Annotated in this window: 17 protein-coding genes; 12 read left to right on the top strand and 5 right to left on the bottom strand. The window is 59.9% G+C overall.

The annotated features are described in order from the left end of the window. Positions 1–131: 131 nt before the first annotated feature. On the bottom strand, positions 132–4,457 hold the full coding sequence (gene rpoC, locus ACYQ0G_RS10300) for a DNA-directed RNA polymerase subunit beta' (protein WP_460102239.1): 4,326 nt from the start codon (positions 4,455–4,457) through the stop codon (positions 132–134). Between the two features lie 61 nt (positions 4,458–4,518). Next, positions 4,519–8,700: a DNA-directed RNA polymerase subunit beta gene (gene rpoB / locus ACYQ0G_RS10295; RefSeq protein ID WP_460102237.1), complete on the bottom strand. Its 4,182-nt coding sequence runs from the start codon at positions 8,698–8,700 to the stop codon at positions 4,519–4,521. 379 nt (positions 8,701–9,079) lie between these two features. Here rpoB and ACYQ0G_RS10290 point away from each other — a divergent pair, with 379 nt between their 5' ends. The 7 genes from ACYQ0G_RS10290 to rplL all read left to right on the top strand — a co-directional run bounded on the left by ACYQ0G_RS10290 (position 9,080) and on the right by rplL (position 12,179). Next, complete coding sequence (locus ACYQ0G_RS10290; RefSeq protein ID WP_460102234.1) at positions 9,080–9,268, top strand: hypothetical protein; 189 nt, start codon at positions 9,080–9,082, stop codon at positions 9,266–9,268. Between the two features lie 49 nt (positions 9,269–9,317). Next, entirely contained in the window at positions 9,318–9,857 is a 540-nt protein-coding gene (locus tag ACYQ0G_RS10285; RefSeq protein ID WP_460102232.1) for a DUF2975 domain-containing protein, read from the top strand. Further along, positions 9,857–10,078 (top strand): helix-turn-helix domain-containing protein, encoded by a 222-nt coding sequence (locus ACYQ0G_RS10280; protein WP_460102231.1) that lies wholly within the window; start codon positions 9,857–9,859, stop codon positions 10,076–10,078. Before ACYQ0G_RS10285 ends, ACYQ0G_RS10280 begins: the two co-directional genes overlap by 1 nt. A gap of 179 nt (positions 10,079–10,257) precedes the next feature. Then, positions 10,258–10,500 (top strand): hypothetical protein, encoded by a 243-nt coding sequence (locus ACYQ0G_RS10275; protein WP_460102229.1) that lies wholly within the window; start codon positions 10,258–10,260, stop codon positions 10,498–10,500. Between the two features lie 128 nt (positions 10,501–10,628). After that, positions 10,629–10,880, top strand: a complete 252-nt coding sequence (locus ACYQ0G_RS10270) for a hypothetical protein (RefSeq protein WP_460102228.1) — start codon at positions 10,629–10,631, stop codon at positions 10,878–10,880. A 325-nt stretch (positions 10,881–11,205) separates the two neighbouring features. Further along, complete coding sequence (gene rplJ / locus ACYQ0G_RS10265) at positions 11,206–11,721, top strand: 50S ribosomal protein L10 (protein ID WP_460102226.1); 516 nt, start codon at positions 11,206–11,208, stop codon at positions 11,719–11,721. 83 nt (positions 11,722–11,804) lie between these two features. Next, a complete protein-coding gene (gene rplL / locus ACYQ0G_RS10260) occupies positions 11,805–12,179 on the top strand; it encodes a 50S ribosomal protein L7/L12 (protein ID WP_460102225.1) in 375 nt (124 codons plus the stop codon). Positions 12,180–12,732: 553 nt separating this feature from the next. On the opposite strand, the gene ACYQ0G_RS10255 is transcribed toward rplL, so the two are convergent. Both ACYQ0G_RS10255 and ACYQ0G_RS10250 read right to left on the bottom strand, forming a co-directional pair. Further along, positions 12,733–13,266 (bottom strand): acyloxyacyl hydrolase, encoded by a 534-nt coding sequence (locus ACYQ0G_RS10255; RefSeq protein ID WP_460102223.1) that lies wholly within the window; start codon positions 13,264–13,266, stop codon positions 12,733–12,735. A 106-nt stretch (positions 13,267–13,372) separates the two neighbouring features. Next, positions 13,373–14,062: a PilZ domain-containing protein gene (locus tag ACYQ0G_RS10250; RefSeq protein WP_460102222.1), complete on the bottom strand. Its 690-nt coding sequence runs from the start codon at positions 14,060–14,062 to the stop codon at positions 13,373–13,375. Between the two features lie 183 nt (positions 14,063–14,245). Here ACYQ0G_RS10250 and ACYQ0G_RS10245 point away from each other — a divergent pair, with 183 nt between their 5' ends. Further along, the gene (locus tag ACYQ0G_RS10245; protein WP_460102219.1) at positions 14,246–15,649 is read left to right on the top strand and encodes an MATE family efflux transporter; all 1,404 of its coding nucleotides are present in this window, start codon (positions 14,246–14,248) and stop codon (positions 15,647–15,649) included. A 4-nt stretch (positions 15,650–15,653) separates the two neighbouring features. Here ACYQ0G_RS10245 and ACYQ0G_RS10240 read toward each other — a convergent pair whose 3' ends face one another. After that, positions 15,654–16,487 (bottom strand): mechanosensitive ion channel family protein, encoded by an 834-nt coding sequence (locus ACYQ0G_RS10240; RefSeq protein WP_460102217.1) that lies wholly within the window; start codon positions 16,485–16,487, stop codon positions 15,654–15,656. A gap of 223 nt (positions 16,488–16,710) precedes the next feature. Between ACYQ0G_RS10240 and groES the strand changes: the two genes are divergently transcribed. The 4 genes from groES (at position 16,711) to ACYQ0G_RS10220 (ending at position 21,447) form a co-directional block, all read left to right on the top strand. Beyond that, positions 16,711–16,998, top strand: coding sequence for a co-chaperone GroES (gene groES, locus ACYQ0G_RS10235; protein WP_221543569.1), 288 nt, complete (start codon positions 16,711–16,713; stop codon positions 16,996–16,998). Between the two features lie 85 nt (positions 16,999–17,083). After that, positions 17,084–18,733, top strand: a complete 1,650-nt coding sequence (groL, locus tag ACYQ0G_RS10230; protein ID WP_460102215.1) for a chaperonin GroEL — start codon at positions 17,084–17,086, stop codon at positions 18,731–18,733. Positions 18,734–19,110: 377 nt separating this feature from the next. Then, positions 19,111–19,713 (top strand): sterol desaturase family protein, encoded by a 603-nt coding sequence (locus ACYQ0G_RS10225; RefSeq protein WP_460102214.1) that lies wholly within the window; start codon positions 19,111–19,113, stop codon positions 19,711–19,713. 501 nt (positions 19,714–20,214) lie between these two features. Then, positions 20,215–21,447, top strand: a complete 1,233-nt coding sequence (locus ACYQ0G_RS10220; RefSeq protein WP_460102212.1) for a DCC1-like thiol-disulfide oxidoreductase family protein — start codon at positions 20,215–20,217, stop codon at positions 21,445–21,447. Positions 21,448–21,489: the final 42 nt, after the last annotated feature.

The following is a 21,489-nucleotide window of genomic DNA, read 5'->3' as shown; positions in this document are numbered from 1 at the left end:
ATTAATATGCGCGTGACGTTACGGAAATCTACTTATTTGTGAGCCACGTGTCATAATGAGCACCTGATGTCACAAAAAAGCCCCGCCGAATTACTCCGGCGGGGCTTTTTATTAGGGTTTGGCAGTCCGGCTTATTCGCCGTCCTTCGCATCGTCGTTGAGGTATTCACCCGCATCGGCATCGGTGCCGTGGGTTTCGCCCTCCATGCTCGCCAGCGGATCGTCTCCGATCGCCGCTTCGGCACCCTGAGCGAGTTCTGCCTCATGCTCTTCCTGAGCCGTGTTGGCAGCAATGATCGCTTCCTGGGCCTTCTTCCACTGTGCACGCAGCGCAGCGTCGCGGCTCGAGGCGGTCACACGCATCCGGTTCATGCCCGCGCCGGTACCAGCCGGGATGAGACGGCCGACGATGACGTTTTCCTTGAGACCGACCAGCGTGTCCTTCTTGCCCTCGACCGAAGCCTGGGTAAGCACGCGGGTGGTTTCCTGGAACGATGCAGCCGAGATGAATGAACGCGTCTGGAGCGAGGCCTTGGTGATGCCGAGAAGGATCGGGGTGCCCTTGGCAGGCTCCTTGTTCCGTCCGAGCTTCGCATTGGTCTCGTTGAGTTCTTCCAGATCGATCTGTTCGCCCGGCAGCAGCACGGTGTCGCCGCTATCGGTAATCTCGACCTTCTGCAGCATCTGGCGAACAATCACCTCAATGTGCTTGTCGTTGATCTTCACGCCCTGCAACCGGTAGACTTCCTGGATTTCGGTGCAAAGGTACTCGGCGAGTGCCTCTACCCCGAGAACTTCCAGGATGTCGTGCGGGTTCGGAGAGCCCGAGATCAGCGTGTCGCCCTTCTTGACGAAGTCGCCTTCCTGAACGTCGATGATCTTGGTCTTGGGGATCAGGTACTCTACCGGATCACCTTCCTCCGGAACGATCGCGATCTTGCGCTTGGCCTTGTATTCGCGAACGAATTCGATCTTGCCCGAAATCTTGGCGATGATCGAATTGTCCTTCGGCACGCGGGCCTCGAACAGTTCGGCAACGCGCGGCAGACCACCGGTAATGTCGCGGGTCTTGGCAGCTTCACGCGAAGCACGGGCAAGAATGTCACCTGCCTGTACTTCCTGTCCGTCGTCGACCGACAGCACCGTGCCCGGGGCGAGCATGTAACGCGCAGCCTCGCTATCGTCGCCAGCATCGTTGAACAGCGTCAGACGCGGACGAAGATCGTCCTTCTTGCGGCCGGTGGCGCGCATTTCGGTGACGACGCGCTGGGCGATACCGGTGGCATCGTCGACGCGCTCTTCCATCGTCTGCGTGTCGACGAGATCCTGGAAGCGGACCACACCCGACTGTTCGGTGATGATCGGCAGTGAGAACGGATCCCATTCTGCCAGACGATCGCCTTCCTTCACCTTCGCGCCATCCTTGTGCATCAGCACGGTACCGTAAGGCACCTTGTGGATTTCGCGCTCACGACCTTCGGCGTCGATCACGGCCAGTTCGCCGTTACGGGCGAGCGACAGGATACGGCCCTTCTTGTCGGTGATGGTCGGCATGTCGCGATATTCGACCTTGCCGTCCGACACGGCTTCGAGATGCGAAGTCTCGTTAAGCTGCGCGGCACCGCCGATGTGGAAGGTACGCATGGTCAGCTGCGTGCCGGGTTCACCGATCGACTGCGCGGCGATAACGCCGACAGCTTCACCGATGTTCACCGGCGTACCGCGAGCAAGGTCACGGCCGTAGCAGGTGGCGCAAACGCCCTGCTTGGCTTCGCAGACCAGCGGCGAACGGATCTTGGCAACCTGCGTTTCGGCTTCCTCGATGGCCTTGACCATCGGTTCGTCTATCAGCGTTCCGGCCTTGACGATCACTTCGCCGGTAGCGGCGTTGACGATGTCTTCGGCGGTGGTGCGGCCAAGGATACGCTCACCGATCGAGGCGATAACGCTACCGCCCTGCACGATGGCGCGCATTTCCAGCGCATTGTCGGTCTTGCAGTCCTCTTCGACGATGACGCAGTCCTGCGACACGTCGACCAGACGACGGGTCAGGTAACCCGAGTTCGCCGTCTTCAACGCGGTATCCGCGAGACCCTTACGGGCACCGTGGGTCGAGTTGAAGTATTCGAGAACGTTCAGGCCTTCCTTGAAGTTCGAGATAATCGGGTTCTCGATGATCTCGCCCGAAGGCTTGGCCATGAGGCCGCGCATACCGGCCAGCTGCTTCATCTGCGCCGGGCTACCACGCGCACCGGAGTGCGACATCATGTAGATCGAGTTGATCTGCGCTTCCTTGCCGTCCTTATCGACCGGCTGCGAGCGGATCTCTTCCATCATGGCGTCAGCCACCTTGTCGCCGCACTGGCTCCAGGCGTCGATGACCTTGTTGTACTTTTCCTGCTGGGTGATGAGACCGTCCTGGTACTGCTGCTCGTAGTCAGCAACCAGCGCCTTGGTGGACTCGACCATACCCGCCTTGCTGTCGGGAATGATCATGTCGTCTTTGCCGAAGGAGATGCCGGCCTTGAACGCGTTGCGGAAGCCCAGCACCATGATGGCGTCGGCGAACAGCACAGTGTCCTTCTGGCCGGTGTGACGATAGACTTCGTCGATCACGTCGGCGATGTCCTTCTTCGTCAGCAGGCGGTTGACGATGTCGAACGGAACCTTGTGGTTCTTCGGCAGACATTCGCCAATCAGCATGCGGCCCGGGGTCGTGACGAAACGCTTCATCTCGACCTTGCCCTTTTCGTCCGCTTGCGGGACGCGGGCCATGATCTTCGAATGCAGCGTCACATCCTTGTTTTCCAGCGCGTGATGCACTTCGGCCATGTCGCTGAACATCGGCAGGATTTCGTGCTTCTCACCGTCGTCCCCGTCCATGTATTCGGGCGTCTTTTCCTGCCGTTCCATCGACAGGTAATAGAGACCCAGCACCATGTCCTGCGAAGGAACGATGATCGGCTTGCCGTTGGCGGGCGAGAGGATGTTGTTGGTCGACATCATCAGGACGCGCGCTTCCAGCTGGGCCTCGAGGCTCAGCGGAACGTGCACGGCCATCTGGTCACCGTCGAAGTCGGCGTTGAAGGCGGCGCAGACCAGCGGGTGAAGCTGGATGGCCTTACCTTCGATCAGGACGGGTTCGAATGCCTGGATGCCGAGACGGTGAAGCGTCGGGGCGCGGTTGAGGAGAACCGGGTGCTCGCGAATGACTTCGTCGAGGATGTCCCAGACTTCCTTGCGCTCCTTCTCGACCCACTTCTTCGCCTGCTTGAGCGTCATGCTCAGGCCCTTGGCGTCGAGGCGGGCGTAGATGAACGGCTTGAACAGTTCGAGCGCCATCTTCTTGGGCAGGCCGCACTGATGCAGCTTGAGTTCCGGACCGGTCACGATGACCGAACGGCCCGAATAGTCGACGCGCTTACCCAGAAGGTTCTGACGGAAGCGGCCCTGCTTGCCCTTGAGCATGTCGGACAGCGACTTCAGCGGACGCTTGTTGGCGCCCGTGATCACGCGGCCGCGGCGGCCGTTGTCGAACAGAGCGTCGACGGCTTCCTGCAGCATGCGCTTTTCGTTGCGGACGATGATGTCCGGTGCGCGCAGCTCCATGAGGCGCTTCAGGCGGTTGTTACGGTTGATGACGCGGCGATAGAGATCGTTGAGGTCCGAGGTCGCGAAGCGGCCACCGTCCAGCGGCACCAGCGGGCGCAGTTCTGGCGGAATGACCGGCACGACTTCGAGGATCATCCATTCGGGACGATTGCCCGATTCGATGAAGCTTTCGACGACCTTCAGGCGCTTGATGATCTTGGCAGGCTTGAGCTTCGACTTGGTGGTCGCGAGCTCTTCCAGCAGGTCTTCCTTTTCCTGCTCGAGGTCCAGATCCATCAGCATGGTCTTGACGGCGGATGCACCGATGTCGGCCGAGAAGGCGTCTTCGCCATACTCGTCCTGCGCTTCGAGCATTTCGTCTTCGGTCAGCAGCTGGTTCTTTTCCAGCGCGGTCAGGCCCGGTTCGGTGACGATATAGGCTTCGAAGTAAAGCACGCGCTCAAGCTGCTTGAGCTGCATGTCCAGCAGCAGGCCGATGCGCGAAGGCAGCGACTTGAGGAACCAGATGTGCGCTACGGGCGCGGCCAGTTCGATGTGGCCCATACGCTCGCGGCGCACCTTGGTCACGGTGACTTCGACGCCGCACTTTTCGCAGACGACGCCCTTGTACTTCATGCGCTTGTACTTGCCGCACAGGCATTCGTAGTCCTTCACGGGACCGAAGATGCGCGCACAGAACAGGCCGTCACGTTCGGGCTTGAACGTACGGTAGTTGATCGTTTCCGGCTTCTTGATTTCGCCGAAGGACCACGAGCGAATACGCTCGGGGCTGGCGATGCCGATCTGGATCTCGTCGAAGGTTTCGGGCTTCGCGAGCTGATTGGTGAATTTGGTCAGTTCGTTCATGACTTAATTCCCTAAGGGGTAATTCTAATAAGCGGAGGAGCGGTGGGGAGCTTTCGCCCCCCTATTCCGCCGCGATCGCGAGGCCGTCGTCGTCCTCGTCGTCGGCAAGCGACTTGAGTTCGACATTGAGACCCAGGCTGCGCATTTCCTTGACGAGAACGTTGAAGCTCTCCGGAATGCCGGCCTCGAAGGTGTCGTCACCCTTGACGATGGCTTCGTAGACCTTGGTACGGCCGATCACGTCATCCGACTTCACGGTGAGGATTTCCTGCAGCGTGTAGGCTGCACCGTAGGCCTGGAGTGCCCAGACCTCCATCTCACCGAAGCGCTGGCCACCGAACTGGGCCTTACCGCCCAGCGGCTGCTGGGTGACGAGGCTGTAGGGGCCGATCGAACGGGCGTGGATCTTGTCGTCGACCAAGTGGTGCAGCTTGAGCATGTAGATGATGCCCACGGTCACCTTGCGGTCGAACGCTTCACCGGTGCGGCCATCGAACAGGACCGACTGGCCGTCTGCGTCGAGGCCTGCCTTTTCCAGTTCCACGGTCACGTCGCCTTCGCGGGCGCCGTCGAATACCGGGGTACCCATCGGCACGCCGAAGCGCAGGTTACCGGCCAGCTCGACGATTTCCTCGGTCGAACGACCCTTAAGATCTTCGGCATAACGATCGCCATAGACTTCGTTCAGGCGCTCGATCACGGCTTCGGGCGGCTTCGCCTTGGCGTAATCTTCCGAAGCGTTGGGATTGGCCTTCTTCCAGTCTTCAAGCTGCTCGCCGATCTGCATACCCAGGTTACGGGCAGCCATACCGAGATGCGTTTCGAAGATCTGTCCGACGTTCATGCGCGAAGGCACGCCCAGCGGGTTCAGCACGATGTCGACCGGCGTACCGTCTTCGAGGAACGGCATGTCCTCTATCGGCAGGATGCGCGAAATCACACCCTTGTTACCGTGACGACCGGCCATCTTGTCGCCCGGCTGCAGCTTACGCTTCACCGCGACGAAGACCTTGACCATCTTGAGCACGCCCGGAGCCAGTTCGTCACCACGCTCGAGCTTTTCTTTCCGGTCTTCGAACTTGTCGTCGATGACCTTCACGCTCTCGTCGTACTGCGACTTGACCGCTTCGATCTGCTGCTGGCGGTTGTCGTCCGCAACGGCGAACTTGAACCACTCGTGGCGATCGATGCTGTCGAGCACTTCTTCGGTGATCTCGCTGCCCTTCTTCACGCCCTTGGGAGCAGCCGAAGCCGTTTGCCCTTCGAGCATGTCGCGCAGGCGGTTGTACGTCGCACGGTTCAGAATGGCGCGTTCGTCGGCGGCGTCCTTGCGGAGGCGTTCGATTTCCTCGTTCTGAATGGCACGCGTACGGTCGTCGATCTCGATCCCGTGGCGGTTGAAGACGCGCACTTCGACGACGGTCCCGGCAACACCCGGCGGCAGGCGGAGCGAGGTGTCGCGCACGTCGCTGGCCTTTTCACCGAAGATGGCGCGCAGGAGCTTTTCTTCCGGCGTCATCGGGCTTTCGCCCTTGGGCGTGATCTTGCCCGCCAGAATATCGCCCGGGTGCACTTCGGCGCCGATGTAGACGATGCCCGCTTCGTCGAGGTTGCGCAGGGCTTCCTCGCCGACGTTCGGGATGTCGCGGGTGATGTCTTCGGGCCCGAGCTTGGTGTCGCGAGCCATGACTTCGAATTCCTCGATGTGGATCGAGGTGAAGACGTCGTCCTTCACGATACGCTCGGAAATGAGGATACTATCCTCGTAGTTGTAGCCGTTCCAGGGCATGAAGGCGACGAGCGTGTTGCGGCCCAGCGCCAGTTCGCCCAGATCGGTCGAAGGACCGTCGGCGATGATGTCGCCGGCTTCGATCGTCTCGCCCACCTTCACCAGCGGACGCTGGTTGATGCAGGTGTCCTGGTTCGAACGCTGGAACTTCTGCAGCGTGTAGATGTCTACGCCCGACTGGCCGGGTTCGACATCGCCGATGGCACGGATCACGATACGCGTCGCGTCGACCTGGTCGACCACGCCGCCACGCTTGGCGGTGATGGCTGCGCCGGAATCGCGGGCAACGGTTTCTTCCATGCCGGTGCCGACCCAGGGCGCCTCCGCCTTCACGAGCGGAACGGCCTGGCGCTGCATGTTCGAGCCCATCAGTGCACGGTTGGCGTCATCGTTTTCCAGGAACGGAATGAGCGATGCTGCCACCGAAACGAGCTGCTTGGGCGAAACGTCCATCAGCGTGATGTTTTCGCGCGGGGCCATCAGGTTGTCGCCGTTCTGGCGCGCCGAGACGAGCTCTTCGACGAAGCCACCCTTGTCGTCGAGTTCGGCCGAAGCCTGTGCGACGGTGTGCTTCTGCTCTTCCATCGCCGAGAGGTAGATAACCTCGTCAGTGACCTTGTTCTCCTTCACCTTGCGATACGGCGTCTCGATGAAACCGTACTTGTTGACGCGAGCGAAGGTCGAGAGCGAGTTGATCAGACCGATGTTCGGGCCTTCCGGCGTTTCAATCGGGCAGATGCGGCCATAGTGCGTGGGGTGAACGTCGCGCACTTCGAAGCCTGCGCGCTCACGGGTAAGACCACCCGGCCCGAGCGCCGAAACGCGGCGCTTGTGGGTGACTTCCGACAACGGGTTGGTCTGGTCCATGAACTGCGACAGCTGGCTGGAACCGAAGAACTCGCGCACGGCGGCCACGGCGGGCTTCGCATTGATGAGATCGTTCGGCATCACGGTCGACACGTCGACCGAGCTCATGCGCTCCTTCACGGCGCGCTCCATGCGGAGCAGGCCGACGCGGTACTGGTTTTCCAGCAGTTCGCCCACCGAACGCACGCGGCGGTTGCCGAGGTTGTCGATGTCGTCGACGTCGCCCTTGCCGTCCTTCAGGTCGACCAGTTCCTTGACCACGGCCAGGATGTCTTCCTTGCGCAGCGTGGTCACGGTGTCTTCGGCATCGAGTTCGAGGCGCATGTTGAGCTTGACGCGGCCCACGGCCGACAGGTCGTAACGCTCGCCATCGAAGAACAGGCCTTCGAACAGCGCTTCGGCGGTTTCCTTGGTCGGCGGTTCGCCGGGACGCATGACCTTGTAGATCGCCTCCAAGCCTTCCTCACGATTCTCGGCCTTGTCGACCTTCATCGTGTTGCGGATCCACGGACCGGTGCTGACATGGTCGATGTCGAGCAGCTCGAGGCTGTCGATGCCGGCATTGTCGAGCACTTCGAGGTTCTCTGCCGAGACCTCGTCACCCGCTTCGATGTAGATTCGGCCGGTGCTTTCGTCGATCAGGTCTTCGCTGGCATAACGGCCGAACACTTCTTCGGTCGGCAGCAGCAGGGTTTCGAGACCATCCTTCGAAGCCTTGTTCGCTGCACGCGGGCTGATCTTCTGGCCAGCGGCGAAGACTTCTTCGCCGGTCTTGGCGTCCACCAGCGGAAAGGCCGGCTTCTGGCCACGCCAGTTTTCGGCGACGAAGGGAATTTCCCAGCCGTCCTTGGCGCGCTTCCAGGTAACCTTGTCGTAGAAGTGCGACAGGATATCCTCGGCATCGAGGCCAAGCGCATAGAGCAGCGCGGTAACCGGCAGCTTGCGCTTGCGGTCGATACGAACGTTGACCACGTCCTTGGCGTCGAATTCGAAATCGAGCCAGCTGCCGCGGTACGGAATGATGCGGGCAGCGAAGAGGAGCTTGCCCGAGCTGTGGGTCTTGCCGCGGTCATGGTCGAACAGCACACCCGGCGAACGGTGCATCTGCGAGACGATAACGCGCTCGGTGCCGTTGATGATGAAGGTACCGTTGTCCGTCATCAGGGGCATGTCGCCCATGTAGACGTCCTGCTCCTTGATATCGAGCACGGAGCGGGTTTCGGTTTCCTGGTCGACTTCGAACACGATCAGGCGCAGCGTGACCTTCATCGGCGCGGCGTAGGTGATTCCGCGCTGGCGGCACTCGACGATGTCGTACTTCGGCGGTTCGAGTTCGTAATGGACGAAATCGAGTTCGGCAGTGCCGGCGAAATCGCGCAACGGGAAGACCGAACGCAGCGTCTTTTCAAGACCCGAGACGTGACCCGTTTCCTTATCGGAACGCAGGAACTGTTCGTAGCTCTCGCGCTGGACCTCGATCAGGTTGGGCATGTCGACGACTTCGTGGATGTCGCCGAAGATCTTGCGGATACGCCGCTTTGCAGTGCCCGACGCGGTGCTGCGGGGTGCCTTCGCCTTGGTAGCCATAAGGGGTAGTTACCTCTTCTCGTGTGCTTGCGCCCGAACCGACCTGTTGCAGATCGTGGGGCGAAATTCGTTTCTCATGCGCGTGAGAGCCATGATCGAGACGCAAAAAGGCTGCAGCGAATGCACACCGGTAGCGGCGGCAGCTGCAGCTCGTAAAAAGCGTCGCGATATGGAAACGCCGCTTCCATCCTGTGTCCGATCCCCGCGCATGAATCAGACTCGCTCGAAGCGTGCGGTCGAGAGGGCATATAGGGTGCGCGCCGCGCATGGTCAAGGAGCACGAGTCTGGGCCACATATCGTTTTTCGATATTATCGATTGACGATAAGGTTTCCTGCTGCCATATCGATAATCGATAATATCCATTGGGAGACGATCGAATGTATGAGAATGCCAGCCGCCGGCCCTCCATGCCGGCCAAGTCAGCCGAGCGTTTGTTGGTAGCCTGCGGGATCGCCTTGTGGGTCGTTATCGGGACTTTCGCCATAAGCACGACTGTTGAGATGGCGGCATTCGTAGCGCCTGCTCACATCCCCGTCTCAACCCTCTCGATCGCCGAGATCGCATAAACGCGACCTCATAACCTGTGCACTGTCCATAAGAACCGGGAGCCTTCTAATGACTGCTAAAACTAATGATGCCCTTCTATCCTTCGGCAAGGTGGTTGCCCTGATCCTTCAGGCAATGTGTGTGCTGGCCGGGGCCGCTACTCTTTTGGTCCTCGCGTTTGTCGTGCTGCTCAGCCTGGGCATGCTGTCCGGGTTTGTTAATGCGGGCGACTTTGAGCTTATAGAAGCCTCACCCCTTTCAGTTGTCAGCATTCTCGTCATGCTCGCCGCTAGCGTTGCTGCGTTATTCTTCTTCTTCGGCAAGATGCGCGCCATTATCAAAAGCGTGGGCGACGGCGATCCCTTCATTGCCGAAAACGCTCGGCGCCTTAACGCAATGGCATGGCTACTCCTCGGCGTGCAGGTCCTCGCCCTGCCGGTTGGAATGCTCCGCCTTTACCTTGCAAACCTCGTAAGCGGCGGCGGAGACAGCCTTAATTTCAGTGTCTACGACCTGCAGGGGCCAGTAATGATCATAGTCCTCTTCATTCTCGCCCGCATATTCAGGATTGGCGCGACCATGCGCAAAGATCTCGAAGGGACCGTGTGATGCCAACCGAAGAAGGAACCAGTATCGTGGTGCGACTCGACGACCTCCTCCATCAGCGCAGCATGACCCTCACCGAGCTTGCGGACAGAGTGGGCCTTACCCTGGCCAATCTCTCTATCCTGAAGACCGGCAAGGCCAAGGCAATCCGCTTCTCCACGCTCGAGGCGATCTGCCGTGAACTCGGATGCCAGCCGGGCGACTTGCTTGAATATAAGGGGTAAGAGCGACGCTGCCTGTGGAGCTGGAACAGACAGAATAGGGACAGGCCTTCAACCCATCGTGCAACGACCTTTCGGACGTCTCCCGCATAAAAACGAACGGAATGCAGAATGTGTCTTTTACTTGACGGGAATAAGGCTATTTTAAGGCCACGCCAATCATGGCGCAGGAATACCGAATCATGAAGAAAATCGCTCTCGTTGCCGCTCTTCCCGTTGTGCTGACCCTCGCTGCTTGCGGCGAAACCGCAGACGAAACCCCGGTTGAAGAAGAAACCACGGTTGTCGAAACCGCTCCTGTCGAAGCTCCGATGGCTGACGACACGATGGCGACCGACGACACCATGATGGCTGACGACACCGCCGCTGACCCGATGGCTGAAGAAGCTCCGGTCACCGACGAGACCGCTCCGGCAGCAGAATAATCCTCGCCGGTCGCCCTAGCGGCCGCTTGGATGGATGAGAGGCCTGGTGTTCGCACCGGGCCTTTTTCGTTACGGAACGGTCGGCAATCGGGCCCGTTCTTCGAGGTAACCCAATTAGGAGAATTCACATGAAGCCCGCTCTTGCCCTCGCCCTCCCGCTCGCCCTTACACTCGGCGCCTGCGGTGAACCTATCGATGGTAGCGACACTGCAGATATGCAGGGTGATGCCGTCACGGCGCCTTCAGGCGATGAAGCGATCGACGGCGAAAACCCGGCCACCGACGGAATGCTGGAAACCGAAGTCGAAACCGACACCGAAACGGCCGGCACCGAACCCGTCGGCGAACCCATGATGGAGAGCGACGAAACCGCAATGTAACGTCGCGCCATGACATGTCCGCCCTTGACGCGGACGCACGAAGCTTTAAAGGCCCGCCTCGCAAAAGGCGGGTCTTTTCGATTCTCGCCCTTCGCATCCGTCCGAGACAGTTGGTGACCGGAATTAGTCGGTCTTAATTTCCAGCCTAGACGGGGACAGAGATTTTCCGGCGATGTCCTGCATCGCCGTTCGCGCCAGTCTCCATGGATCATGGTGGCGCACTCCTTCCCCCTCAACGGACTCGCCCGTGCCGGTTTGCCGGCATGGACAAACGTAGCCGATCGTCCGGGAGCCATCCCGGCCGGTCATAGTGAAGGAGTATGGCATGGATCGTTCGCAGAAAACCGATGCGGTCGCCCAGCTCAGCGAAGTCTTCAACCAGGCTGGCGTAGTCGTCGTGACGCGCAACCTGGGCCTTACGGTCGCCCAGTCGACCGAATTGCGTACGAAGATGCGTGAAGCCGGTGCGTCTTACCAGGTTGCGAAGAACCGCCTCGCCAAGCTCGCCCTGAAGGACACCGACTATGAAGGAATCGATGAATTCCTGACTGGTCCGACCGCTCTCGGTTATTCCGAAGACCCGGTTGCCGCGGCCAAGGCCGTGGTGGAGTTCGCCAAGTCCACCGACAAGATTGAAATCGTCGGCGGATCGATGGGCGCGCAGAAGCTCGACGAAGCAGGTGTGAGGTCGCTGGCCTCGATGCCAAGCCTCGACGAACTTCGCGGCACGATCGTGGGCCTCCTCAATGCGCCGGCAACGAAGGTTGTCCGGACCATCAAGGAACCCACCTCGATGCTCGCACGCGTTGTTGGTGCCTATGGCGCCAAAGAAGCCGCGTAAGAGCAGGTTCAAGCACAGAACACCTATTCATCGGGGCATTTTCCAAACCACGCCCCGGCCACATATTATTGGAGTGAAACATCATGGCTGATATCGCCAAGCTTGTTGAAGAACTGTCGAAGCTGACCGTCATGGAAGCCGCTGAGCTTGCCAAGGCACTTGAAGAAGAGTGGGGCGTAAGCGCCGCTGCTGCTGTTGCCGTTGCAGGCCCCGCCGCTGGCGGCGCTGCTGAAGCAGCTGAAGAAAAGGACGAATTCGACGTCATTCTCACCGGCGACGGTGGCAAGAAGATCCAGGTCATCAAGGAAGTCCGTGCCATCACCGGCCTCGGTCTGACCGAAGCAAAGGGTCTCGTCGAAGGCGCGCCGAAGCCGCTCAAGGAAGGCGTCAACAAGGCAGAAGCCGAAGAAATCAAGGGCAAGATCGAAGCAGCCGGCGGTACCGTCGAACTCAAGTAAGTCCCTTTCTGCCTCGGCAGGAATTGCTTACGCTTCGATTTCTTTTCCGAGAAATCATACGGAGGGCGGTGCTGAAAAGCGCCGCCCTTTTCGTTATACGTTTACCGCCATTAGTATTTCGTCCATAGGCTTTACTACCGTATCTAGAGATCTGCAGAAGAAAGGATCCGGATACAAGTCGCAGGGCCGCACTATGGAAAGGCAATAAAATGAACACGTTGGTCACGGCCGCCGGATATTTGGCCACGACCTTTATTGGTTCAGTTCTCGTAGTACGTAGATTTCCTAAGTCCATGACATCCATTCACGTTGATCGCCATGTCTGGTTATTTCCGACGCTTCCTCTACTGATATTAATCGACCTTGTGGCGGTTCTTTACAGGCTTGTGGCTGCCGCGGTGCATTGGCCCGTATATCTTTTCGACGCGCTGACAGGCAGACGCCGTCGACGCGTCCGGCGAAGAAGATATGACTACCTCTATGGTCACGGCAAAAACCCAAGCGGACCGCGCTCTGACAAACGGAGCGCTTCCAATCCGACGCACCCGGACGCTTAGAGTTTCAAATTCACCCGCGCGCCCATCATGTCGATGCCGGGGTTCTGCTCGCTGTTGAACAGCCGCGCATTGCTGATGTGGACCCAGCTCGCCTCTACCGAAAAGCGGTCCGAGACCTCATAGCCCAGCGCGATCTCCGGTTCGAACAGGATCCGGCTGCCAAGATCGGTCCGTATGCCGGTGGCAGGATCGACTCGCCGGTCCGGTGCGTCGTGCACTACCAGTCCTACGCCGGGGCGCAGGTAGAGCTTGCCCAATTCCGCTTTCCAGCTGCCCCCCGCGCCGACAAAGCTCGTATCGCCCGATAGATTGGCCGAACCGAACACATAGGGCTGAATGCCGCCCAATGCGCCGATTTCCCCAAACCGGACACCCGCCTGAAGGTCGGTTCCACCCTCGTTAGTATCGAAGGTGAACGGCGTATCCACACCATGGGCGTAGACGCCTGTGTAGACTTCCTGCGCCATGGCGGAGGCAGGCAAGACGCCAACCAGCAGAATTATGCCGGCGAGCGGACGGAGGAAGGGCATGGCAATTTTCCTGCAAGGTCGTGGACGATGCAGCAGCACATAGGCGGAACTAGCTTTCCTCTGCCTGAAGCACGGGCGGCAGCCCGGGCGCCTCAGCCCTGTGGCGCTATTCGTTACCCCAGTTGATATGGATGTCGACGCTCACTTCGTCCACCCCGGCCGCTTCGGCAATCCGCTTGCGACTGGCCCGCACGATGTCTGCCAGCGAACCATGCTGGGTATCGTCCTCTTCGAGGTTCGCAGCCGCTTCGCCAAGACGCGGAGCACCATAAACAAGCTCCAGCTCGCCGATGCCGAGTTCTTTCGCGAGGATGCCCATCGTTTCATGGCGCGGGCGAACCTGATCGCCTTCCCACTTCCACAGCGTCGGCTTGCTCACGCCCACTTTCTGGGCGAGTTCGACCATCGTGTAACCCGATGCGATCCGCAGACGCTTGATCCGCGCGCCGAGCGTTTCGTGATCGACGCCATAGGCCTGGCGGAACGGGCTGCTGAAGCGGGCCGCTTCACGCACACCCTCCAGCTCTTCCTCGGAAATCGGATTGTCGAAAGAACATCCGTAAAGGTCTTCGGTCGACCAGATGACGGTAGCGCCGACCGCTCCGCTCTTCGGAAGAACGACCTGAATGGGATCATCATGCGCGATGTCGGAACTGGTCTTCACCAGCATTCCGCCGGTCGAAATATTCATGATTTCGGCATCGAATGCCTTGCCAGCCTGTCCCACACCCGTCCTCAGCTGTAAAACCAGCCGCGGTTCGCGTGGATCGAATAGTCTTTTGGGCTGAGCCGTCATTAAGTTGGAGTTCCTCTGCTTGGCCCCCCTGCCAAATACCTTACCTTTTTTGAAGGAAATTGGAACGGCTGTCTACGGGTAATCCCTAAGCGGGCTGCAGAGCGGAGGCCAGAAGCCATTTGAGCTTTCGCGCAATTCCTTCTAGGCGGCCCGGCGCTCCGCACTATCGGGGCTTCACAAGACATGACCGAAATCCCCACTCCCGCGCCCCTGCCCAGCCGCAGCGAAGGCTGGCGAAACGAGCTTCGCGCGACCTTCCGCCTAAGCTGGCCGCTGGCGGCTGCCAATCTGCTGCAGATGCTGACCTATGCCGTCGACGTGATCTTCATCGCGCGGCTGGGCGAGAGCCAGCTTGCCGCCTCGGCATTGGCGATTGCGCTGTTCGGGCTGGTGATGTGGGCGCTGTCCGGCCTCACCGGCGCGGTGGCCCCCGTGGCGGCGGCGGAACTGGGCGAGCGTGCCCCGGCGCTGCGCCCCGTGCGGCGATCGGTCCGCATGGCGTTGTGGCTGGCGCTGGCTTCAGGCGTGGGCGGGATCGGCCTGTGCCTGCTGCTCGGCCCGCTGATGCGCGCCACCGGTCAGGAGGCGGAGATCACTGCCATGGCGCTCGAATACAACACCGTGCTGGTGCTCTCGCTGGTGCCGATGCTGTTCTGCAATGTGCTGCGCAATTTCGTCTCCACGCTCGACCGACCGATCCTGGCAACCGCGATTACCGCGGGCGGCATCTTCGTGAATGCGCTGGCCAATTACACTTTCATCTTCGGCAATTTCGGCGCGCCAGAGCTGGGGCTGCGCGGCGCGGCAGTGGCCACGATCATCACCACGCTGGTGACGCTGTGCGCCTATATCGCCGTGATTCGGCTCGACCCGCGCCTGCACCGCTATCGCATCTTCGGCCGCTGGTGGTCGCCCGACTGGCCGCGCTTCTGGCATATCACGCGCATCGGTACGCCCATCGCGCTCACCATCACGGCAGAGGCCGGCATCTTCGGCGCGGCGGCCTTCCTGATGGGCAATATCGGGGCCAGCCAGCTCGCGGCGCATACGGTGGCGCTGCAGATCGCCGCGCTTGCCTTCCAGGTGCCCTTCGGTGTGGGTCAGGCGGCGACCATCCGCGTCGGCTTCTTCTACGGTTCGCGTAATAGCGACGGGATGAAGCGCGCAGGCTGGACCGCCATTGCCGTGGGCACCGGCTTCATGGCGCTGACCGCCATTGCGATGATCGCCATCCCCAAGCCGCTGCTGGCGATCTATATCGATCCCTGGGATCCCAAGAACGCGGTGCTGGTGGGCTTCGCGCTCAAATACATCGTCATTGCCGCCGCCTTCCAGCTGGTCGACGGGATGCAGGCCGTCGCCGCCGGGGCCTTGCGCGGGTTGCAGGATACGCGCGTGCCGATGTGGATGGCGGCCTTTGCCTATTGGGTGCCGGGCATCGGCATGTCGCTATGGCTCGGCTTCTACACCAGTCTCGAAGGCATAGGCGTGTGGATCGGCCTGGCGACCGGCCTGTCCGTCGCCGCCCTCCTCCTCACATGGCGGTGGGCTTGGCGGGACAGGCTGGGCCTTACCACGCGGGCCTGATGCCTCAGGCCGCGCGCTGGGTAACCTCGCGCTGCGGGAACGGGATCGAGATACCGACATCGTCGAAGCGCGCCTTGACCTTTTCGGTCAGGTCCCAGCCCAGGCCGAGATAATCGCCCGTGGCGCACCATACCCGCAGCCCGATGCCCACCGAACTGTCGTCCAGCGAGGCCACGAAAGCCACCGGCTCCGGATCGGCCAGTACGCGCTCGTCGGCCGTGGCCATGGTCAGCAGCTCCTGCCGGGCCTGCTGCATGCTGTCGTTATAGCCGATGCCCACCACCAGTTCGAACCGGCGGATCGGATGGCGGTGGAAATTGACGATGGCCTGATTCCACAGTTCGGAATTGGGCACCATCACGAACAATCCGTCGAACTGCTTCAGTTCGGTGGTGAACAGGCCGATCTGCTGGACCGTGCCGGTAACCGAACCCGCAGAAATCGCCTCGCCCACCTTGAAGGGGCGCTGGACCAGGATCATCACGCCTGCCGCCACATTGCTGAGCGTGCCCTGCAGCGCCAGCCCCACGGCCAGCGCCATGCCGCCCAGCGCAGCAAGGATGCTGGTGGTCTCCACCCCGAACTGGGTCAGCACGGTCACAATGACCAGCGCCCACAGCGCATATTTGACGAGGTTGGAGAGGAAGGTCGCCACCGTGGGATCGAAGCGCGGCGACTTGGTCAGAGCGCGCTCGACCAGGCGCGACAGCACTTTCGCCACGATCAGCCCGATGATCAGCACCGCGAAAGCCCCGGCAATCTCCATCATGTGCAGGCGCAGCCACACCAGCACCTGTTCGGGAATGGTCAGGGCCGAAACGGCCTTGTCGGTCTGCATATGATGAACTCCTGAAACACTGCGCCAATGGCGGATTTGCGCGGCGCGATAGGCGATTTGCCTCGCTCTGGCCAGCCCGTGGCACGGCCTGCCCGATCGCGTGAAAATTTTTCGCACGGGCCCGTTGACTCAGTCCGCACTCGATACCAAATGCCCCGTGCTGGCACTCTCGACCAGTGAGTGCCAACCATCATTTTCACTCTCGAATAGAAAGGTCATCATTATGGCATTTCGTCCGCTTCACGACCGCGTGCTTGTTCGCCGCATCGAAGCCGAAGAAAAGACTGCTGGCGGTATCATCATTCCCGACAGCGCCAAGGAAAAGCCCAGCGAAGGCGAAATCGTCGCTGTTGGTGCAGGCGCCAAGGCCGAAGACGGTACCGTTACCCCGCTTGACGTGAAGGCAGGCGATCGCGTGCTGTTCGGCAAGTGGTCCGGCACCGAGATCAAGCTCGACGGTGAAGATCTGCTGATCATGAAGGAAAGCGACATCATGGGGATCATGGGCTGAGCCCGATCTCTTCGCTTTGACACTGTCAACTGTGTCAACTTCAGTAATCTGATCGAATAGAAATCTGAACGGAAAGGACAGCAACATGGCTGCCAAGGACGTAAAATTCAGCCGCGACGCGCGCGAAGGCATTCAGCGCGGTGTCGACACTCTCGCCAACGCCGTGAAGGTCACGCTGGGCCCCAAGGGCCGCAACGTCGTGATCGACAAGAGCTTCGGCGCCCCGCGCATCACCAAGGACGGCGTTACCGTCGCCAAGGAAATCGAACTGAAAGACAAGTTCGAGAACATGGGCGCGCAGATGCTCAAGGAAGTCGCTTCGAAGTCGAACGACGCTGCCGGTGACGGCACCACCACTGCCACCGTGCTTGCCCAGTCGATCGTGACCGAAGGCATGAAGTCGGTTGCAGCGGGCATGAACCCGATGGACCTCAAGCGCGGCATCGACCTCGCTGTCGAAAAGGTCGTTGCAGACCTCAAGGACCGTTCGAAGGACGTGTCGGGCTCGGGCGAAATCGCTCAGGTCGGCATTATCTCCGCCAACGGTGACCGTGAAGTCGGCGAAAAGATCGCCGAAGCCATGGAAAAGGTCGGCAAGGAAGGCGTGATCACCGTCGACGAGAGCAAGGGTCTCGAATTCGAGCTCGAAACCGTCGAAGGCATGCAGTTCGATCGCGGCTACCTCAGCCCGTACTTCATCACCAACCCGGACAAGATGACGGTCGAACTCGAAAACCCGTACATCCTGATCCACGAGAAGAAGCTCTCGAACCTGCAGGCAATGCTTCCGGTTCTCGAAGCGGCTGTCCAGTCGGGCCGTCCGCTGCTGATCATCGCGGAAGACATCGAAGGCGAAGCGCTGGCTACCCTCGTGGTCAACAAGCTGCGCGGCGGCCTCAAGGTTGCAGCGGTCAAGGCTCCGGGCTTCGGCGATCGCCGCAAGGCCATGCTGCAGGATATCGCAATCCTGACGCAGGGCGAAATGATCAGCGAAGATCTCGGCATCAAGCTCGAAAACGTCACGCTGGGCATGCTCGGTGAAGCCAAGCGCGTCACCATCGACAAGGACAACACCACCATCGTCGACGGTGCCGGTTCGGAAGGCGACATCAAGGCTCGCGTCAGCGAAATCCGCACCCAGATCGACAACACCAGCAGCGATTACGACAAGGAAAAGCTGCAGGAACGTCTGGCGAAGCTCGCCGGCGGTGTTGCCGTGATCAAGGTCGGCGGTGCGACCGAAGTCGAAGTGAAGGAACGCAAGGACCGCGTCGACGATGCGCTGCACGCAACCCGCGCAGCCGTCGAAGAAGGCATCGTCCCGGGCGGCGGTACCGCGCTGCTCTACGCGTCGAAGGCTCTCCACGGCCTTTCGGGCGAAAACGACGACCAGACCCGCGGCATCGACATCGTTCGCCGTGCGCTGACCGCTCCGGTTCGCCAGATCGCTTCGAACGCCGGCCATGACGGTGCGGTTGTTTCGGGCAAGCTGTTCGACGGCAACGACGAAACCCTGGGCTTTAACGCTGCGACCGACACCTACGAAAACCTCGTAGCTGCCGGCGTGATCGACCCGACCAAGGTTGTCCGTACTGCCCTGCAGAACGCTGCCTCGGTTGCCGGTCTGCTGATCACCACGGAAGCCGCGATCGTCGACAAGCCCGAAGACAAATCGGCTGCTCCTGCAATGCCCGACATGGGTGGCATGGGCGGAATGGGCGGCATGGGCTTCTAAGCTCGCGCCAACCAGCCGACAGGCACAATAAAGAAGCCCGGCGGGAGCGATCCTGCCGGGCTTTTTGTGTCTCGGAAGATGGTCGGAGGTTCAACGCAACGTACCGCCACGAGGTGGCCGGTATGTCAGACATCGGTGTCCTCCTAAACATGCCATCGCTCTTAGGAAGACATGCGCGCGACATCGCCGTGTTTATTTGTTTTGTTTAACAAATACGCAATTATTTCGTCTATTGTTCGCATATGTTGATCGCAGCCGTGGTATTCTCTGTCGCACTTGTGATGATGCTAATAGAGCTGGTAGCGCCAGGAAGGCCTTGGGTAAGCGTGCGGGGTTGGTGGCTACGCGCTCTTTTGCTTAACGGGTTTCAGGTCGCGATGGTATTCGTGGCCGGTATAACATGGGACGTCTGGCTCGACGGGATCTCTCTGTTCGACAGCCAAGCCCTGTTCGGTTTTTACGGTTCGGTCGCTTTCGGCTATCTCACTGTAACGTTTATCTATTACTGGTGTCACCGTGCGAGACACGCGCTCCCGTTTCTGTGGCGCTGGTTTCACCAGCTCCACCATAGCCCCCAACGCCTTGAGATTATCACCAGCTTCTACAAGCATCCGGTAGAAATCGCGGCCAACAGTGTGCTGTCGAGCCTGATAATATATGTCTTGTGCGGCTTGCGTCCGGAGGCCGGAGTACTGGTTGTTCTAATTACCGGCTTGGCGGAACTGTTCTATCACTGGAATGTACGAACTCCTTATTGGCTAGGGTTCGTTTTTCAGCGGCCCGAAAGCCATTGTATCCATCACGGCAAAAACTGGCATTCCCAGAATTATTCCGACCTTCCTGTTTGGGACATGCTGTTCGGCACGTTTCACAATCCTCGCAACTTCGAGGGTGAGTGCGGATTCGCAGAAAGTCACGAATTGCGGCTCGGAGACATGCTGCTCGGGCGCGATGTACATCGATCAGAGCACAATCGATGACCGCTCGCATATGGAATTGGCTCGGCCCCGCAATATTGGTCGTTATCGGGACCCTGCAGATGATCGGAGACCTTACCGGAGTATCCGCAATCAAGGGCATAGGTGCTGCCAGTGCCGCTTCCCCCGCCCCTAAGGTTTTCACCGCACATGAGGGTTTTGAAACCTATTCGGGGCGCTTTTTCGTGCTCTGGACCGATCGCGCGGGCCAAGCCCACGAACTTCATCTTACCCCAGAGGTATATGCCGGTGTTCGGGGCCCTTACAATCGGCGCAATGCGTATGGTGCCGCCTTGTCCTATGCCCCGGTCCTGTTCGATAATGAGGCAACTCGTCCAATGTTGGACGCAGCAGTCCAGCATACCTTTTGCGGTCGATCGACTATTCTCGAAGAAATCGGAATCGACAGGAACGACATAGCTGGAGCATGGTCCTTCGAGCTGCGGCCACGCCAAGAGCTTCCAAGCGACCACCGATGGCAACTTATGCATCGAGTGACGTGTAATGACTAATGGTTGGACCGGGGGCCAGTACAGCCTCTTTCGCGCCTTCTTCGGTGCCTATCTTTTGGTACACTTCGCTTATCTTGCGTTCTGGGCGGCCGATATCTTCTCGAATGAAGGAATGATCCCTGACGCGTCGCTATCACCTCTGATCGGGGCATTTCCCAATATTCTGGCGGTAATCGACACTCCCGCATTCGTTACTGCGCTGAGCAGCGCGGCGGCGGTCTCAGCGGTGTTTTTCACGCTTGGGAAGTGGGACAAGCCGGCCGCATTTTTCATGTGGCTGGTGCTCGCCAGTTTCATCGGCCGCAACCCACTGATCACAAATCCTGCAATGCCATATGCCGGTTGGATGCTTCTGGCCCATCTGTTCCTAGCGTCCGCACCATACGGGTCATCGGCCGGACGCGGCCGAGCGGACCCCGGAAACGGCTGGCGCCTGAATCACGGCGTCTTCGCCGCTGGCTGGATAGTTCTTGCGCTGACGTACAGTTACAGCGGGTATACGAAACTGCTCAGCCCGTCCTGGGTGGCGGGCGAAAACATCAGCTATGTTCTCGACAATCCTCTCGCGCGCGACTGGTTCTTGCGGGATTTCTTTCTCATGGTGCCGCCAGTTCTTTTGAAGGCGCTGACGTGGTTTATCCTGGTAATCGAATTGCTGTTCGCGCCGCTCGCCCTTTTCCGAGGGTTGCGACCCTGGCTGTGGGGCGGGATGTTATTGGTGCAACTGGGCTTCGCATTCCTGCTCAATTTCCCTGACCTTACCATCGCGATGTTGCTCTTCCACATGTTTACCTTCAACCCGGCGTGGTTGGGGGCGAAACCTATGAGTGGCTACGTTCTGCATTACGACGGCAGCTGCGCCCTTTGCCATTCCACCGTGCGCTTCCTATTGGCGGAAGACCGATCGAAACAGTTGCGTTTTTCCCCGCTGCAATCGGGATTGCTGGAGAATGCACTGGGGCAAGAAGCCCTCGCCCAGCTTGGCGACACGATCGCGCTGCAGACTGCTGACGGCAGGGTGCTTACCGAATCTGCGGCAGTAGCTATGCTGTTGGACCGCCTGGGCGGCCTTTGGCGCATCGGATCATGGATGTTAAGATTGCTTCCCCGCAGGCTGGCTGATGGCCTCTATCACTTTGTGGGCGACAGGCGATATCGGTTCTTCGGCAAGAAAGCGGACTATTGTCCGATCATTCCCAACGACTTGCGCGAGAGGTTTTGCTGAAAGACCGTTCAATGCTTGGAATCGAAGTCTGACCGCCCTTAC

It is taken from the genome of Qipengyuania triglochinis (assembly GCF_054655615.1).
Note: the sequence above shows the minus strand (reverse complement) of the source record. Positions and strands in the feature narration are given on the sequence as shown.